We start from the raw sequence: 17,827 nt of genomic DNA on the forward strand, positions 1-17,827 counted from the left end.
GTGCAGAGGTACTGTTTTCAGACTAGCAGGTCACAGGCTGACTGCCCTACCCTTCCCCACGTTGCTGAGCCCACTTCTTGCAGAAGCCCAGGAACGCCATTTCCGGATTACGGGGCGTCGTGCTGGCCCAGGCACGCCAATCTGCCTCGATTGCGTGAACATCCCAGCCGGGGGCAGCGGCGCGAGCCATATCGTAGACGTCCGGGTCGAGTGGAGGGATGTCGACCGCCTCAGATGGGTCGGCCCCTACGGTGCCGCGGGAGCGGGCAATGAGCTGGTCTTTGGCGTCGTCGATGCGGATCTGGTAATCCGGCATGTGATTGTACTCGGCATCCTCCTTGGCGATGGTCGCCACGAGGCGGCGGAATTCGCGCAGGGTCGATCCCGAGCCGCATTTCTTCTGCAGCACTTCCATCGAGACGCGCCATTCCTTCTGGCGGCCGCAGTGTTTGCGCGCCAGTTCGTAGATGCGCCGTTCAAGCGGTTTGCGCAGGCGGAAATACTCGCGGCTGAGGGTCAGCACCTCCTGCGCGCGGATGGCGTTGAAGACCCAGTCCGACAGCTTGACCTCCACCTCCTGCATCCGCCCGTCGCGGGTCTCGCGGACGATCCTGGCGCGTTCGATGAGGCCGAAGGTCTCGAAGATCTCCTTGCCACCGGTGGTGATGTTGGTCGAGATCCGGGTGCCGGCGAGGCGCTCCATCGCGGCCTTCAGGAGGTTGTAGCCGCGCCCGGTGGTCATGCGGTTGGTGGCCTTGAGCAGGTCGGCGGCCTGAAAGCGGATCACCTGCTGGGGTTCCTTGCCTTCGTTCATGCCCTTGATGAGCGAGGAGATGCAGTAGATCAGCACGTCGCGGTCATGCACCGTGGCCAGCCCGTCGACCGAGGGTTTGATGTCGATGGTGACACCGTTGTGTTCATAGCGCCGGGGCCGGGTGTCGGGCTTGGTGCTCAGGGAAAAGATAGGGTGTTCCATCGAGCCCATGTCGCCCTTGGGGGCGGCATCGAGGATGTCACAGACAAAGAAATCCCCCTGCGGATGGCGATCCGGCAGCAGCGGATAGGCGGTTGTCGCCGATGACATGAGGCACGCTCCTCTACGACACTTCACACACGCAGCACCGTACAACGACATTTCACACACGCCAAGGGGAAAACGACACTTCACACACAGGGCTTTCGACACTTCACACACGGTGCGTGCCGAAAAGACGAGTCGCCGCAAGGGGTTATCGGGCAGGTTTCAGGGGGATCAGCGGCTTGATTCGGGAATCACCACTCTACACACGGTGAATCACCACTTTACACACGCAGAATCACCACTTTACACACAGGGGGTGCTCGGAAGGCTTTGAGAAAGCTAGGAAAAAGCAGCCTGATAGGTGCCTTAACACGAGTCTAACACTTATTAACACTCTCGAGGCTGGTGATTGTTCACAGATCAGGATGAGACCACTGATGATTCCCGTTCAATCACGCAGAGAAGATAGAGCAGGACCTCGTAGCTACTGCTTTCCTTCAAAGTGCGTGATCAAGATATCGAGCATATCGGCATATGTACGGCGATCTTCTTTGCAAAGCGCTTTGAACCTTTGGATGGTGGTCATAGGGCCTTTGATACTGATCTGACCATCAATGCTTGCTTCCCGACTGGGCCAGCGTTCCATCGCATAAGGTTGTCGTGTCTCGTGTTCATTGCGGAGAGGTTCAGATTTGGAAGGTTCAAATTGTTTCAGTCTGTCGAGATCCAACGATTTAGGCATTTTGTGTTTCCTCGAGCAATTCGACAACCTCGGCAGCAAATGCTTGAGCGTTTGCAATGGCTTTATCAACACCATTGACGTCACTACGATCTAACTGACGCAATCCTCCTCCTGCATTATGCAATGAAGAAAACGCTGTGCGGCGATGAAGTTCAGTTTCAAAAACACGCCCTGCCCTCTTCAATTCAGAGTGTATGTGTTTTTCAAGTCTGCTCTTCACCGCGGCAGAAGTTCTTGCCAGCAAAATCGCTGCAGGAATGGGCCTGCGGCGAGCACGGCTCTCCATGGCAATTTCTGCTAAGGTATCTATCGCTGCATCCGCATCCTGCTGCTCTTCACCAGATGGAATGATGACAAAGTCAGACTCAGAAATTGCGAAAGACGTGAGTCGGCTGGCTGAACCCTCAAGATCGATCAAAACAAAAGCTGCTTTGCTTTTTGCATCATCGATCTCAGATTGAATGCTTCGCTCTCCTCCACTCGAAATAACATCGAGAGAGGGGTGTGCCGGAGACAATGATGCCCATCGTTTGAGACGTTGCGCGGGATCCGCATCAATCATGATGACACTTGTACCTTCAGCAAGCTCGGTGCCGAGAATGATTGCTGAGGTGGTTTTTCCCGCTCCACCTTTGGAGCTCGCAAATGAGATAACCGGCATAGACTCCTCTATAAAGTAGCTGCAAGTATAGTACTTATGCCTAGAGTATCCAACTCATGTCAACCAATGAGTAGATTTGTAATGTCGTAGGTATAGTAGATATACCTATAGTACCTTATGGTACCCTACTCTACCTGTGGGTAGTTAATCGAAGCATGCTTGTGTGCTGTGGATAGCTCGACTACGCACAGCACACAACACATCCGAGAACTTCGTTTTTAGCCCAAACTCAATCTCCCAAAACGGCAGCGTACAAACCCCATGCCTAGACTATTGGTATCGACATTCAGACGACTGCTGGACGTGACGCTTACAGAACCGGGTGAGCTTCAATCCATCAAGGTCGTAAGCGACAAACACGGTGTCTACTTCGGTCTTGCACGGAAGGGGCCGATTGTTTTCGTTGCCGAACGCAACGCGGATATCGATCAAAAGCCAATTACGCCTGGTGATCCGGTAGACGTTATTCGTGTTTATGTGATGTTGCCTGGCGGGCGGTTGCTACCAACACCTATCCGGTATGGACATAAAGACTTCTACGATCTTCATGAAATTGAGGCAGACCAGAATTCCCTGTTTGTTACAGTGAGTAAGTATCCGTTTTTATTGAAGAAAAGCATTATTGGGTCAGATCAGCCCCTTCCGGTCAATGAAGCTGTCCCGTCGCATCTCAAGCGCCATGACGATCATACTTTTGACGCGTACCACATCAATTGTGCAAGCAGGGGAGGGGACCACCTATACGTTCTTGCCCACAACTGGGATGATCCGAGTTTTGCAATGCGTCTATCTCTCAAAGAGGCGCATCAAGGGCGCGTTGTCTGTACGAGAGTCTATGAAAATCTGGGGTCTTGTTGCCATGACATCGTGCCTATGGGCGATGTGTTTTGGACGCTCGACAGTCGGGGTTCAGCGCTCGTGAGAGTCAGCATCGAAACGGGGAAACAAGATAGATTTCTTCTGGAAAGCCCCTCTGACCCTGATCTCCTGGGTTCTGGAGAGACCATTGGCATCCCATTTCCTCGGGGATTGGCTCGATTCGGAGACCTGCTCGCGGTGAGTTATGGGTTCAATGAAGACCGTGCAGACCGCATGGATAGCAACGCTATGCTTGCGGTGTTCGACCTCAAGAAAGAGATTTTCACTAACCATATCCATTTGGGGAAACATGGAAACACTTGCGCAGTGTTGAGCCTCTAAGGCACTGGAAAATATGATTTTTGCAGACTGATTGAGCCTCGTGGAGTGGAGGTTCGATCAGATGCGCTTGGCTAAGAAGTCAGGGAGCAAATCTGACGCCACAAGCGGGGGCCGAGTACTTGATACGCGTGGCTCTGTCGCCAGCGATTTGCGTTCTCACGTATTGTGTTCAGTTGTCTTGCCGTGGTGGGCTCGGTTTCAGGATCTCGCAATGCTCGGATCACAGGTTTGAGCCCTTGCGCAATCGCTTCAGCCGTCGTGCCGGGGAGGCGCATGATCAAAGGTTCCACGTCATCAAAAATGCGCAAGGGCGTTGCCAGAACGGGGCGATCCAAGGCCAGAGCCTGCCGGATTGCGCCAGAGGCGGACTCGGCTGTTTTCTGATAGGAAAAGACCAGCGCGTCTGCCCGAGCAAGACGTGAGAAGCTCTCTTCATCATCCAGAAATCCTGTTTCCAGGTTCACATATTGGTCCAGCTCCAATGCTCGGATTTGCTGCCTCGCCGCACCAATGGCTTCTGCGGAATCCTTAATCGGGAACTCCGCGTTGATCATTTCCAAAGCGACATTCTCACCCTGGTTTCGCAGCTGTGCGACAGCTTCTATCAGTCGATCCAGACCTTTCGGGGGCAGGAAGAATCCGTAGGTTCCCAATACCACTGGTCGGTCAGGGGTTATGGGGGGAGAAGGAGGTACCTTTGCGTATGGTACACCATGGGGGAAAAGAGCAACATTCTCAACTAAACCTAATGATTTTAAATGGTTAAGGTCATGATGTGAGTGAACCAATAAGCGATCGCACGCCTCGAGCGCAGGGCGAATGCGGGCAAGATGCCGTTCTGGAGGGACGGGAGTATCATCCGTCGCATGCAGCATCATCACCACATTTCGCCCCTCTGCTTTGGCGCGTAAGATCAAAGCGCCCAGATGCGGAAAGTTGAAAAACCCATAGTTGAACTGGATCACCAAAACCTGTGGGTCACTGGTGCGGATTTCAGCCTGCAGATGAGCAAGAGTGTCATGGCCATCTTGTCGCCAGCAGCGTCGAATATTGGCCTCATCCGAGGTGATGCGATCCTCAGAGTGAGATGCAAAAACAGTGACCTCATCCGGAAAGGTGCCGATCAGATGCGCAGAGTACGTCGCGATGCCGCAGCGCGTATTGTAGCTTGAAATCCATCCCACTTTGGGGGGAGGGCAGGGGGCTCGGGACGCAATGTGCCGAACGGCGGTGTCTGATCGCTTCGCAACCTGTTCCCATGAATGCTGTGACAGAATTTCGTTTGCTGCTTTTTCACAATCGTCCGGGCCGGGCTTTGGCGTGGTTCTGAACGCCTTGAGTTTTTGCACCAAGTCAGCGGTGTCCGGTTCTGCCCAGACAGAATCCCATGTGTCCAGATGGCTCTGCGCCGGTTCGAATTTATAGTCTATGAAGTGAACCAAGGGGTTGCCGGAAAAGACTTTTTGCCCGCCCCAACCAGTGGTCAAAACAGGTGTTCCGGCCAACACGGCCTCTGCCACGGGCAAGCAGTAGCCCTCTGCACGGGAGGGGGCGATGAGAAGATCTGAAGCGACATACAGGCTCCGCATCTGTCCGGGTGTAAGCGCGTCGTCCAGGATCGTGATCTGGGGCAGATCGGGGTGGGTCTTTTTCAGGGTTCTGATCTGGCTGGCTATATCGTTATGTGGGTTTGGAAACGTCTTGATGAGGAGTTGCACACCGTCATCGCCTGCAAAGGCTTCGGCGAAAGCCTTCAGTAAGACATCTGCACCCTTGCGGGGGAAGCAAGAGGAGACGTGCAGGCACGTCAGCTCCGCTTGCGGCAGGGCAAAGGGCAGCGCCTCGTGTGGCACATCCAAATGATCCACCCCATTGCCAACGACATGAACCGGCAAGCCAACTCCAGCATCTTCAAAGAGTTTTTTGACATGAGGGGAGGTGACCAGAAGCCCTTGTAGATGGTCTGTCATGTCTCGGGTAAACGCTTGCGGCAGGCCGGTCTCTTCCCATGCATATCCATGAAGCAAGTTAAGTGGCGCTCGCATGTCAGAGACGCGTGGCGGGAACATATTCCGGCTGACAATATCAGCGGCTTCCGGGGTGATTTTGTCTCCAGATCTGTGCAACATCGCGAGATCGGAATGCTCGTGCAGAAAATCGGGATCAGGATCGAACGGGCCGTCTCCTTCGGCAGAGACAAGAGCCACGTTGATACCCCGTTTTTCCAAAGCGCGTGCTGTTTCGCGGTTTACAGATGCAAGGCTGTAAGTGCTGTCAAAGGGGCCTTCGAGTCGCCAGTTCAGGTCCGTCTTCTTCAGGTCGCGTGGACGCCAGAAATCTTCCGCCGTCTTTCGTGTTCGGGCAAGGGCGCGGGCCAGATCCTTGTGGTCCTGGTCGCGCATCCCGGTCCCTGGCCGGGGAAGGCGCTTTAGTGCAGTGATGGCATGATCTTCCAGTGCATCAAGCCGTGTTTGTGTGGCAGTCCAGGCCGGTTCGGTCGTTTGGGTCTGCGCGTATTCTGAAAAGACGGAAAGAGCCTTCTGCGCTGTCATTTGCCAAGAAAATTGAGCGCTATGGCGTTTCTGCCGGTCCTGCATCACGGCCCTGAAGTCCTTATGTGTCAGGCTCTTCAAGATCAGGGAGGACAGTTGTGAGCTGTCCATGGGCTCAAACAAGGTCTCACTGGTGCCAATCACGTCTGGCAGGCCGGAACAGTTTGCCCCAAGCGTCAGTGTCCCACAGCGAATGGCTTCCAGGGCCTGTCGACCAAAATGTTCCCCTGAGCACGGCGCTATGAAAAGTTCAGCCAGTCCATATAATCCGGGAAGGTCTGCGTCTGAGACATGTGTGAGGATACGTATGTGCGCAGCATCAACTGCGTGCGACTTTGCCACTCGGTGCAGGCTGTTGGCACCTTCTCCGGACAGGTCGCCGATGATCACCAGTGCGTGGCGTTCGATCATTCCCTTCGGTAAAGCGCCATATGCAGCGATGAGGTTTGCCATGCTGTCTGCGCAGTCATCGGCTGCAACACAAAGCATGTAAGGCCGATGCAGCGCATGCCGTGCGCGCAGATGTGCCATATCGTCCAGAGACATGTGATCGGGTGGGGCGAACTGGGGGCCGACATCCTGGGAGATGATATGAAGGTTTTCCGCGGGAAAAGCCGAGGCTTCCAACGCGTCTTGATAAGCGGTCTCGGACAGGACCATCATCCCATCACTGGCTGAAAGCACTCTTTGCACGGCGGCGGGATGGTTTTCGAAGTTAGGATTGGTATCCGAATTGGACTTCAGAATTTCCTTAAACCCTGGATCTTGAAGGAGCATCAGGTTGGGAGTGTTTGATAAGACCAAGCCGCTCCCTACACCCGTTATCTGGCCCTCTGTGGCCGGAACCGGGCTGACAATCAGATCAGGTGACAGGCCGGCAATTGCGAAGTCACGAATGAGCGCGGATGCTGCGGACCGCCAAGCCTCGATGTCTTGCTGCGTGTGTGTCTTCTGCAGACCATCAAAGACATGGATACGACGGGTTTTACAGAGATCTGGATAGCGCCGTTGCAGAACGGGGACGGTCTTTGGAAACGCGCTGTTGAGCAACAGCTGGACGTCATGCCCAGCAGTTGTCGAGGCGGGAAGGAGAGCGTCCACAAAACCCAGGAGAAAGCTTCCCATTCTGTGATGCAGCGGCTCATACTGCACGCATTGAAGATCGATCAGGACACGCATGGTTTACTCGGCTTCTGGTTCAAGCAAACGATTGCGTATCGCGACCTCACGGGAGGACAACGGGATCGGATCCAGCGTTGGCGGCGCAGCAGGGTTGGCAGCGTGTGCAATCCTTTCAGGGATCTGAGCCCCTGATGAAATGTCTCCCTCCTTCTTCACTACCGATGAAAATGCACGTGTCTCGGTTTTCGAGCGCCATTTGCTTTTGAGGTCGAACACCAGTTTGCGCAGTCCTCTGCGACGTGTTGCACGTTTCAGCTTCGTCTCCAGTGCGGCCACATGTTCTCGGAGGTGATTGATTTCCGCAGCCTGTTTTTGCAACGCGCTGTCGAGGTGACACAGACGGTTTTGCAGGGTGGAGTCAACATCCTGGACTTTGGCGTCAACATCGAAAAAGTGTTGCTGCAGCCTGAGATCAGCACGCTTTATGCGGTCCAGAGAGGGAATTTCCGGAGCCATGGAAAACGGGGCTGAGAAGACATCAAAAGGTTTCCCGTAGGCTTTGGTTTGCCCCACGATGGCATATCTTCGGCTGATCCCGTACAGGTCCGACAAAAATCTCTCGTCCGTGGTGTCCACGATTGGATCAATGATGCGGATGCGCTCCACACCAGCGGCGCGCAAAAATTCAACTCCTTCGATTTGCGGAAGCGTGCCGGTCGGGGCTTCTGGGTGGTTCGGATTATCTCCTCCTAGAACCAGAATGGCGCCAGGCCTGCAGCGTTGGACCAATGTCAGCGCCCAGGCTTTCAGTTCGTCGCGAGGCAATCTGTCCAGCGCATCGAAATCCGTTATGACTGCACAGTGTTCCGGAAGCTGGTCAAAGCCTGTCCGCATCCGGATTCCCAAGCCAGCCAAGATGTTGTCCCAGCCGTCGGTCTTGGAAGATATGACTTCCAGATCCGGGTCCATTTCTGTCCAGGCTGTTACAAACGGCAGGATGGCGGCGTGTACGGCCATGGCATCGACGGCTGTCATAAAACCTCTTTCGTGGGTGTTGGGTGGCCGTACATATGATTATGGGCCGACTCTCCCATTCTGAACCCATCAAGGTCGGGACTGTCAGTGAAATCGGGGGAGCTGTCAAATCGAGAAAAGGTTCATTCAGCGCATGGTTTCGTTTTGAATCAAGGGTTTGCAAGGGCCCTGTATGCTGCGCGCAGCGCCGGTTGTGAGAGGTCATTTGAGCACGATTTGCGCAATGCGTGATCGCATCCGGATCCTCGGAAAACAAAATATGTAGCAAAAACACAATAGTAAGCATGATTTTAGGGGGAGTATAAAAATCACGCTACATCTCTTCTTGTCGGTGGAGTGCGAAGGCTGTAACACCGTGCCAATTGATTGTCTTGCGCCTGCTGTTTTTGTGGGTGCGAGCAGCAATTGCGTCGAACCCATGTCGAGGCGTTTTGTTGCCTCGGAGCAAAAAGGAATAACCCATGGCTCTGGATTTCTCCACGCTAACACCTGAAGAGCAGGTTACAGCCATCTTTGTTGGCTACTACAACCGCGCGCCCGCGGTGCCCGGCCTGAACGCATATGTCGCTGACCTGGCTGCAGGACAGTCGCTGGCTGACGTTGCGCGGTCGTTTGTCCCGCAGGCTGAAACGCTTGCGCTCTATCCGTCGCTTGGCTCCGCGCAAATCAGCGAAGCTGATGCCATCCAGCTCGTCACGGATGTCTTCAACAACCTGTTTGGTCGTGACCCGAGCAACATCGGCCCGGACAACTTCTGGGTTCAGGAGCTTCTGACCCCGGGTGCGGAAGTTGGCCAGGTTATCCTGAACATCATGAGCGGTGCTCAGGGCGATGACCTGCTGGTCCTGAACAACAAGATTGCTGTTGGTTCGGCTTATGTCGAAGCTGCAATCGCAGCGGGTGTTGATGGCACCGGCGATCTGAAAGACACCATCCTTGATGATGTTGATGGCACGCAGAACTCCGTCAACGACGCACTGGACGCAATCGCAGCGGCCTTCCCGGTCACTGAACCGTCGGTTCCCGGCGAAGAGCGCCTTCTGACATCCGGCACCGATGTGCTGGATGGCACAGAGAACGATGACATGTTCAATGCCTATATCCAGCAGAATCCGTTTGCTGGTGGTGTGTCGAACTCCCTGTCATCTGCTGATCGCCTGGATGGCAAAGGCGGCTATGACACTCTCTATGCTGAACTCAGCTTTGAGCTCTTTGGTGTCAGCAACCTCGGCGTGACAGATGTTCAGCCGCGGGTGAAAAACATCGAAGAAATTCTGATCGAAGCGCGTGACTTCGGGGACCGCGACAATGATCAAGAATTCCCGTTCGATGGGGATGATGAGTGGGATGAGGACGAACTGGCCGTCGTCGTTGACGCTAAGCACATCACAGACCATGTGAAAATTGGTTCTTACTATTCCGATGGCGATCTGAAAATCGAGAACGTGACCACGCTGACCAGCGATGGTTCGGTTCGGAATACGGATGCCATCACTGTGGTGATGGATCACACAGACAACTTTAACTCCGATGACGATGCGTCGGATCTCGTTGTTCTCTTTGACGAAGACTATCTTCTGTCCGGCCAGGATTCCGCTGGCGAGGCTGTGTTCTTCCTGTTGGACCAGGATGCCGAGCTGCGTCTGAAGCGTGGTCAGGCGGCGGAAGGTCGTCTTGATGAGATCGACAAGAACGGTATCCGCGTTCTGGTCAATGGTAGTGAAGTCGATATCAGCTTCGCAGATGAGCTGCTTGACGAAGCCAACCCGAACGAAGTGAACTCGCATGACGCGTTTATCGCAGCACTGCAAGCTCCGCTGCAGGATGCGATTGCCGCGGGTCTGCTTCCGGCAGGATCGACAATCGAAAAGCGCGACTACAGCACTGTTTTGCTTGATGACGAAGGTCTGCCGCTCAACCAGGCTGCCCTGCAGGATGGGTCGTTCTCTGAATTGATCCCGGGCATCGTCTTCACATCTGGTGACGGTTCTGAAGTGACGGCTCTTGGCTTCACCGCGCCGGACGAACTGACCGGCGAGTTCAACGTGTTCGGTCGCTTCGATGATGATTTCGCAATTGAAGACCAGCCGATCTCCGTCAACATCGAACTTGAAAAAGTCGGTCGTGAAGGTGAGGGTGGTGATCTCATCGTTGGTAGTAAAGTTGTTGACAACAGCGATGAAGGTATGGGCATCGAGGTGTTCCATGTCTCTGTCAAAGGCGAAGACAACAAGCCTTCGAACCTCACCCAGCTTGCGACAACAAACTCCTATCTGGACGCAATCTACGTCAAAACTCACGAAGATTTCGTGGATGCAGACAGCCATGCAAGCCTTACCATTCGTGGTGGCTCCGATGGTAGCAACGACTCCCCTGACCAAGATAATGAAGCCTTCGGTCAGAGTTCGTTGAACCTGTTTGATGCATCGGCGTTCCTTGGTGACCTGACCCTGGGCAATGATGAAGACATCGACGATCTGATCACACTTATTGCCGATGGTGGCGGTGATGTGACGTTCTTCGGTGAGGTTGATCTGGAGGCCAATCACAGCATCCTCACAGGTGCTGGAAATGACCTGATCGATCTGAACATTGATGGAGACGCCGTCGATGTCATCGGAACAAGCCACATCACAAACACCGGTGCAGGTGACGATGAAGTGATCGTGAGCACTGAAAGCGGTGTTTCCCAAGAGACAATGTTCCTGTTGGACAACCTCGATATCAACACTGGAAGCGGTGAAGATCTCGTCGAGATCAATGGGTATATGCGCTTCGAGATTGATGCCGGCGATGATAGCGACTTTGTCATTCTCAACGCATCGAGTGGCAGCAACGAAAGCCGTGACATCGGTGATGGGACCGGTATTCAGGACTTCGCTCCGCGTGTTCTGTATCAGGCCGAGCTGACAGTGATGTTTGCAGGCTTCGAGGAGACGGTTCGCGTTAACACCACGGCTGGTAACAACTATGTTGCAACCCAGTTGGACATTAATGCGGCGATTGCGGCGGCCATTGCGAATAACCCGGAACTGGCCCGTCTTCTGACTGTCACTGAACTGGACGGTCTGCAGGAGATCCGCGTTCAGTCTACAGTCGAAGGCGAAAATGAGTTCGGTATCTCGCTTTATCAGCCGGGTGTTGTGGCTTCTGCGCCGGGTGAAGGTCAAGTCGTACTGTCCAGCACGTCCGATTGGCAGGCGGTTGCACGTGGCCTTATCCAGACTGGTGAAGTCGACAACTCGATTCCGGTTGACACTGCAGATGAGACGCGTGGTGTGCTGAACAATATTGCAGGGTCGTTGAATGAAGACGGCACTGTCGGCACAGAAGATGCGCTGGGAACAGGCCAGCATACCTATGACTTCATTTACGATGGAGATTTTGGTAGCAATGCTTCTTCCAGCTCTTCTGACACCAGCCTCAACCATTCCGAAGTTGATATGGGCGATGGCAGCAACGACCTGCTTGTTCTTGACTCCAATCCGTTGAGTGCAAGCACGCTGCAAATCACGCAGGAGTTTGGCAAGGTCAGTGTTGTTAACTTCTTCACGGACGTTTCCAACCCGAGCTTTGTTTCTGGTTCTGCGCCGGCAACGCTCTATGATGAAGAAGGTGACGTGGGTCGCCACGCTCTCGACTTCACGGCATATCTCGACAACATGGTTGATCCGTCGGACAACGACAATGCGTGGTCGACAGTTATGTCTCCGGTCGAGTTGAGCGGTGATACGGGTGGCTTCGGTATTGATCTCGCTGCTGATGACGCATCGGCCAACTCCGTCAGCTTCCTGAGCTTCGATGAAACTGTAACGGACTCGATCTCCTTTGCCAGCCTGACAGGCAGCCAGCTTATTGCGGCTCTGAACGGCTCGGCAGGGACCACTGTGACAGGTGGCTTGGTTGATGCGGATCTCGATGCGATCGCGACTGCAAACCTCATCGGTACTGTTCAAGACCACATCGTTATGGTTGAGAATGAGCAGAATCTGGGTGAATTCAAGGTCTTCTACCTGACCTCGACACTGGGCTCCGATGGCAACATCACTGCCGGGGGTGATTTCACCACAGGCCAGCTTCTGGGAACCATCGACTTCGGTGCAACATTCACCGTTGGAGATTCCCCAAGCGGTGACTTTGGATCGTCCACCTTGTTCACCGAGGCGAACCTTATTGGTTCGGTCAAGGCGGATGCAGAAACAGACGCTTGGCTTAATCTCTAAGCACAGTTAGGAGGCTGAAAAGCTTGGCCTCCTAAAGAAACCACTGATTAGGATATTATTCCTGACGTGGTCTGACCCCGCACTGGATTTCCAGTGCGGGGTTTTTTATGGATTGGTCTTGATCATTTAGGCCATTAAAGAAGAGCAGTGACGGATCGGAAATTATCCATAAACATGGCGCTCGAGCTGGTTAATGCTCAGCCCAAGAATGCAGAAGCATGGGCTGCTCTTGCGGCTCAATATTGTGCCGGCTCTCTCTATGTCGAAGGCGCTCGCAGTTTTCGGCGTGCGGCAAAACTCACAAAGGGTGAGAAAGCGGCTGACAATTGGACCGAGGCAGGGGCTGCTGCGGTGCTGGCGAAAAAGCCAAAAGCGGCTCTGTCGGATTATGCGAACGCGTTAAAAGCCAACAAACATCATGAGCAAGCAATCACCAATCGTATGGTGCTTTCATTTGATCTTGGAGATCAGACATCTGCTTTGAGCGATGCCAGGCTGATAAAAAGCGTCGCCTACAAGCTTGAAAACCTGCTCAAAGCCTATCGTGTGTTTATTGTTAACAAACAGTATCTCGATGCAGCGCAAACCATGGTGCGGGCATTCTCGCTGCATAAGAAGGAAAAAATCCGCTGGGCAATGGACCTAAGTGATTGGGTGGAGAAGATGGAATGGGAAGCGGTACAAACGCTGACCCGTGAAATTTACGCGCTTTATCGAGATGGGTGCACGTATTCTATTGGGGAGCCACACTTCGTTCATCTTAACGTTTCGGATGATCCAGATCTTTACATTAAAATGGCCAAGCAACTGAGCAATGTTCTTTTTGGTCAAACGGACCCAAAAACAGTCTCCAAACCTATAGATTCAACGAAGCGCCTTAAAATAGGATACCTATCCAGTGATTTCACTGATCACCCCTTGAATATAATTTTGATTGGCGCTCTGGAGTATCATGATAAGCATAAGTTCGAATTTTACTTTTACGATAATTCGCAGGATCTCCGTCCAACATCTTATCGGAAAAGGTTTCTGCAACTATCTGAAAATATTAGATATATTGGGAAAATGGCTGACCCAGAGGTTGTGAGCTTAATCAAAAAGGACGAGATCGATATTCTGGTCGATTTGAATGGCCACACGAAGCATAATCGACTGAGTGTCTTGAAAGATAGACCTGCTCCGATACAGGCTTCATATTTGGGTTTTCCGGGCACTCTTGGTACCAATTTTGTTGACTATATGATTACTGACAAAGTTGTGACACCCGATGGGAGCGAAAACTGTTTTTCGGAGAAACTTGTAAGACTCCCCGAGACTTATTTTTGCTCTGACAACAAGAGACTTGTTGCGAAGAACCGTCCTAGTAGGGCTGATGTTGGTTTGGATGAAAGTGCCTTTGTTTTTTGCTCATTCAATAGATCGATAAAGATTAGCCAGGCGTGTTTTGAAGGATGGGCTCATGCCCTCAAGGTAGTCGACAATTCTCAAATCTGGTTGAATGTCCGCCAAGAACAGATCCGGAATACCATTTTATCAAGATTTGGCGAGCATGGAATTTCACGCGACCGCGTTGTTTTTGCTCATTTGGAACCCTTACCCATACATATTTCTCGTTTGGGTTTGGCAGATCTGGGTTTGGATACCTATCCGTATAATGGTCACACAACAACGTCAGACCTTTTATGGGCCGGTGTGCCAATCGTCGGTTTTCCGGGTAATCAATTTGCATCAAGGGTAACAGTCAGTTTGCTCAAAGCAGCTTGGTTGGAGGAACTGATCGCGTCCGACCGAGATGATGCGCTACGTCTGACCATCGAGCTGGCGCAAGATAAGGAGCGCCTTTCTCGGATCAGGGCCAAGTTGATTATGAACAGATTGTCGTGCCCTTTGTTTGATACGGAACGGTTTACACGGCATCTAGAAGCGGCATATCTGGCTATGGCAGCGGATGCTGGCTCAGAGAAAGCGCCTCTTGACATTTCTGCGTTACCAGCAAGGCAACACTTGCATACATCGACCTTTCCCTTTGTAAATATCAATGCTGTTCATGTTGATTAATAACGGTGGCTGTCAGACACTCATCCTTTCAAACCCATTGAGCTTATAAGGATGTGCTCTCAAGGGATCTGCAAATACCCAGCGTTGATTGGGGTGTCGAGGTGGGGGATCTTATGAAGATTTTCCGCATTGTAAGAACATCCTTAGTTTTTTGGGGCTTTTGAATGGCTCGTCAGAGAGTAGGTTGGGTATCTGATTGACCAAGACCAAAGCTGAAGCGTCTCAAATACAGCCGGTCCTCGTGATTTCCTCCTACAGCAGTGGGTCCACGGCGGTAACAGGCTTCCTGGAGCGCTGTGGCGCCTACACTTGCCCGCCCCACACACGTACCAATGATGTTTTGACCCCTAATCCGCATGAGCCTGTGGCTTATAAAGAAGCTCTGTTGAAGCTCATCAACGAAGTGACACTGGAACCTGTTGGAAGACCAGCGGATTTCACCAGGTTTTTTGAAATTTGGTGGCAAGGTGAATGTGACAAAGCCAAAGCGCTTGGGCGGTCTCATATCGTTCTGAAACATGCTCTTCAGACTTTTGTCTTGCCGTATCTGAACCGTCGGCTTGCCCCAAAGTATGTCTTTGTAACTCGACCATTGAAGCATATCGAGGCAACGCGGGTACGGCGGAAGTGGCATCCTGTGCACGGCCAAACTGGCGCGCAAGCGATCTATCAGGCGTCTCACAATTTTCTGATAGAGAACTCCTGCCCATTTATCTCTGTTCCGTTTGAAGCCTTCCGCAAAGACGCGGCGCTGCGACAGAACGTTTTGGACTATATCGGCCTTGAACCGACCCCAGATGCGCTGAAAACAGCCGAAACCTTCATACGATCGTAAACTGATCTTCTCACCACCTCCCAAAGCCTCAAGGCGCCCCTGGCAGCCATGTTCGGCCCCGACCTCGGGCGGATCGTGTCAATTTGATGCAGTCAGACATGACCTCATGGGCAGAGCTTTTATTCATGGTTTTGGAGATGTATGTGGTGTCCCAAAGGTGTAATGACGAAAGGAGAACCTCATGGCCAAGGTGACGATCGACGGCAAGGAATACGATACAGAAATGCTGTCTGAAGAGGCACGAAACAATATTCAGAACATCCAATATTGTGAGCAGAGGCTCGCCGAGCTTAAGCGTGAAATGGCTCTCGCGCAGACTGCGCGCAATGCGTATGCACGCGTCTTGGCAAGCGCGCTGCCCAAAGATGCGTGACTGGCTCTCTCGAGGTTGTCTGCCTTGCCTGCCTCACTAGAGTACGGACCTTTCATCGAACGGTAAGGGGAGGTGCCGTTCAATTGCATCATACATCGCGCTGATGTATGAATTTGCAAGTTTGTCGGTGCCCGAGCAGTTAAGAAATGGTACCGTTTAGAACACAGCGAAAGGATGTTCGTGAATGAAACCCACGTCACCTCTAAAAAGAGCATATGGGCGGTTCAAAGCGATCATCTTCGCTACGGTCGTGTTCAGCTTCTTCTCCAACCTGTTGATGTTTGTAGGGCCGCTCTACATGCTGCAGGTTTACGACCGGGTGCTTGCGAGCCGGAATGAATTCACGCTCCTGATGATTAGCGCAATTGCCGTTGCGCTGCTTGTCACATACGGTCTGCTCGAGTTCATTCGTTCGAAAATGCTGGTTAGGGCCGGACTTCAGTTTGATGATATGCTCGCCAACCCCGCCTTCAATCGGGTCGTTCGCAAGCAACTTCTGGCCCCGAATTCTGGCGCTCACGTGACACTATACGACATTGATCGTGTGCGTGAATTTCTGACGGGGCAGGGCATTCTTTCCTTTTTTGATGCTCCTTGGGTTCCTCTGTTCCTGGCGTTGTGTTTTGCATTCCATCCCTGGTTGGGATGGGTGGCCACCGGTGGTGCGCTGATCATTTTTGTGCTCGCCGTTGCTAATGAATTCGCGACGCGCAAGCTGTTGCAAGAGGCGGGCGGTGCAAGTCAGGGGGCCTCGCATTTTGTAAATACTACTATGCAGAACGCTGAAGTCATCCGCGCTTTGGGTATGGAGCGCCAGCTGACGAAGCGGTGGCTCCAGCAACACGATCATGCACTGGATGTGCAGGCCCGAGCGAGTGCAAGATCCGGCGCGATTGTAGCATCAACCAAGTTCGTGCGCATGAGCTTACAGATCGCGATCCTCGGGACTGGTGCGTATCTTGCTATCCAGCAGCAGATTTCGCCCGGTATTATGATCGCGGCCTCGATCGTTATGGGCCGTGCCTTGGCGCCGGTAGAGCAGGCTGTAGGTCAGTGGAAGCAATTTGTTGGTGCCCGTGAAGCACATAAGAGACTGACCGAAGTGTTCGAAGCTCTTGATGACGAAGAAGATCGCATGGAGCTTCCTGCGCCAAAGGGCAATATTGTGGTCCAGGGCTTGATTGCAACAGCCCCGGGGGGCAAGGCTCCCATCTTGAAGGGAATTTCTTTCGGTGTATCCCAAGGCGAAGTTCTGGCAGTCATTGGTCCAAGTGGTTCCGGAAAGTCGACACTGGTTCGCCATTTGGTTGGTGCCATGCGGCCTCAGGCCGGTGCTGTGCGCCTGGAGGGCACGGAGCTTCATCACTGGGATAGCGAGCAACTTGGTCGCTACATGGGGTATATGCCACAGGACGTGAAGCTTTTCCGAGGAACAGTCTCGGAGAATATTTCCCGGTTTTCTGACAATGTAGATGACAATGAGATTGTCGCCGCAGCCGTTCTGTCTGGCGCACATGAGATGATCACCACCTTGTCGGACGGGTATGACACGGATGTTGGTGATGGCGGGAACGGGCTTTCGGGTGGCCAGCGTCAACGCGTGGGATTGGCTCGAGCCGTATTCCGGGAGCCGAGTGTGATCGTCCTTGATGAGCCCAATTCAAATCTGGATGCACATGGTGAGCAGGCGCTGGCCAATTGTATTCAAGAGCTGAAAAAACGTGGCAAGACCATCATTCTTGTCACGCACAAAGCCAATCTTTTGGCGGCGTCAGACAAGACTTTGATGTTGGTCAACGGTCAAATCGAGAAGTTTGGCCCGACGCGTGAACTCTTTGCTCAAGCTCAGCAACAGGCAGGATCTGCTGCTGAGCAAAAGACGGGTCAAACGATAGCCAAGCCCGCAGCAGAAGCTGGCTCGGCCGTCGTACATATGACGGACAGCAAACGCAGCTAATTCTGTCGAGAAAACAAAATCTGTTGCTCTTTGAGGAGCCAATTACCG

11 protein-coding genes are annotated in these 17,827 nt (G+C 52.9%); 6 read left to right on the forward strand and 5 right to left on the reverse strand.

Features of this window, described 5'->3' with window-relative positions:
* Positions 1-46 precede the first annotated feature (46 nt).
* The 3 genes from MGEO_RS18375 to MGEO_RS18385 all read right to left on the reverse strand — a co-directional run bounded on the left by MGEO_RS18375 (position 47) and on the right by MGEO_RS18385 (position 2,424).
* Complete coding sequence (locus MGEO_RS18375; protein WP_085641111.1) at positions 47-1,084, reverse strand: replication initiator protein A; 1,038 nt, start codon at positions 1,082-1,084, stop codon at positions 47-49.
* 421 nt (positions 1,085-1,505) lie between these two features.
* Entirely contained in the window at positions 1,506-1,763 is a 258-nt protein-coding gene (locus MGEO_RS18380) for a hypothetical protein (protein ID WP_085641113.1), read from the reverse strand.
* Positions 1,756-2,424, reverse strand: a complete 669-nt coding sequence (locus MGEO_RS18385) for a ParA family protein (protein WP_085641115.1) — start codon at positions 2,422-2,424, stop codon at positions 1,756-1,758. The genes MGEO_RS18380 and MGEO_RS18385 overlap by 8 nt, the downstream gene beginning before the upstream one ends.
* A 303-nt stretch (positions 2,425-2,727) precedes the next feature.
* Between MGEO_RS18385 and MGEO_RS18390 the strand changes: the two genes are divergently transcribed.
* Positions 2,728-3,624 (forward strand): hypothetical protein, encoded by an 897-nt coding sequence (locus MGEO_RS18390; protein WP_146132422.1) that lies wholly within the window; start codon positions 2,728-2,730, stop codon positions 3,622-3,624.
* A 71-nt stretch (positions 3,625-3,695) separates the two neighbouring features.
* On the opposite strand, the gene MGEO_RS18395 is transcribed toward MGEO_RS18390, so the two are convergent.
* Complete coding sequence (locus MGEO_RS18395) at positions 3,696-7,355, reverse strand: glycosyltransferase (RefSeq protein ID WP_085641119.1); 3,660 nt, start codon at positions 7,353-7,355, stop codon at positions 3,696-3,698.
* A gap of 3 nt (positions 7,356-7,358) precedes the next feature.
* Positions 7,359-8,333, reverse strand: a complete 975-nt coding sequence (locus MGEO_RS18400; protein ID WP_085641121.1) for a hypothetical protein — start codon at positions 8,331-8,333, stop codon at positions 7,359-7,361.
* A 461-nt stretch (positions 8,334-8,794) separates the two neighbouring features.
* Between MGEO_RS18400 and MGEO_RS18405 the strand changes: the two genes are divergently transcribed.
* The 5 genes from MGEO_RS18405 (at position 8,795) to MGEO_RS18425 (ending at position 17,779) form a co-directional block, all read left to right on the forward strand.
* Positions 8,795-12,556 carry a hypothetical protein gene (locus MGEO_RS18405; RefSeq protein WP_085641123.1) on the forward strand — a complete coding sequence of 1,254 codons (3,762 nt, stop codon included), beginning with the start codon at positions 8,795-8,797 and terminating at the stop codon, positions 12,554-12,556.
* 174 nt (positions 12,557-12,730) lie between these two features.
* Positions 12,731-14,614: an O-linked N-acetylglucosamine transferase, SPINDLY family protein gene (locus MGEO_RS18410; RefSeq protein ID WP_085641125.1), complete on the forward strand. Its 1,884-nt coding sequence runs from the start codon at positions 12,731-12,733 to the stop codon at positions 14,612-14,614.
* Between the two features lie 196 nt (positions 14,615-14,810).
* Entirely contained in the window at positions 14,811-15,449 is a 639-nt protein-coding gene (locus MGEO_RS18415) for a hypothetical protein (RefSeq protein ID WP_143746298.1), read from the forward strand.
* Between the two features lie 181 nt (positions 15,450-15,630).
* Positions 15,631-15,822: a DUF6447 family protein gene (locus tag MGEO_RS18420; RefSeq protein ID WP_085641129.1), complete on the forward strand. Its 192-nt coding sequence runs from the start codon at positions 15,631-15,633 to the stop codon at positions 15,820-15,822.
* 184 nt (positions 15,823-16,006) lie between these two features.
* Positions 16,007-17,779: a type I secretion system permease/ATPase gene (locus tag MGEO_RS18425; RefSeq protein ID WP_085641131.1), complete on the forward strand. Its 1,773-nt coding sequence runs from the start codon at positions 16,007-16,009 to the stop codon at positions 17,777-17,779.
* Positions 17,780-17,827: the final 48 nt, after the last annotated feature.

Source organism: Marivita geojedonensis (assembly GCF_002115805.1).
Lineage (GTDB): Bacteria > Pseudomonadota > Alphaproteobacteria > Rhodobacterales > Rhodobacteraceae > Marivita > Marivita geojedonensis.

Excerpts from the sequence above, each read along its gene's own strand:
- MGEO_RS18375 (WP_085641111.1), bottom strand. The coding sequence starts at position 1,084 with ATGTCATCGGCGACAACCGCCTATCCGCTGCTGCCGGATCGCCATCCG.
- MGEO_RS18380 (WP_085641113.1), bottom strand. The coding sequence starts at position 1,763 with ATGCCTAAATCGTTGGATCTCGACAGACTGAAACAATTTGAACCTTCC.
- MGEO_RS18385 (WP_085641115.1), bottom strand. The coding sequence starts at position 2,424 with ATGCCGGTTATCTCATTTGCGAGCTCCAAAGGTGGAGCGGGAAAAACC.
- MGEO_RS18395 (WP_085641119.1), bottom strand. The coding sequence starts at position 7,355 with ATGCGTGTCCTGATCGATCTTCAATGCGTGCAGTATGAGCCGCTGCAT.
- MGEO_RS18400 (WP_085641121.1), bottom strand. The coding sequence starts at position 8,333 with ATGACAGCCGTCGATGCCATGGCCGTACACGCCGCCATCCTGCCGTTT.
- MGEO_RS18405 (WP_085641123.1), top strand. The coding sequence starts at position 8,795 with ATGGCTCTGGATTTCTCCACGCTAACACCTGAAGAGCAGGTTACAGCC.
- MGEO_RS18410 (WP_085641125.1), top strand. The coding sequence starts at position 12,731 with ATGGCGCTCGAGCTGGTTAATGCTCAGCCCAAGAATGCAGAAGCATGG.
- MGEO_RS18420 (WP_085641129.1), top strand. The coding sequence starts at position 15,631 with ATGGCCAAGGTGACGATCGACGGCAAGGAATACGATACAGAAATGCTG.
- MGEO_RS18425 (WP_085641131.1), top strand. The coding sequence starts at position 16,007 with ATGAAACCCACGTCACCTCTAAAAAGAGCATATGGGCGGTTCAAAGCG.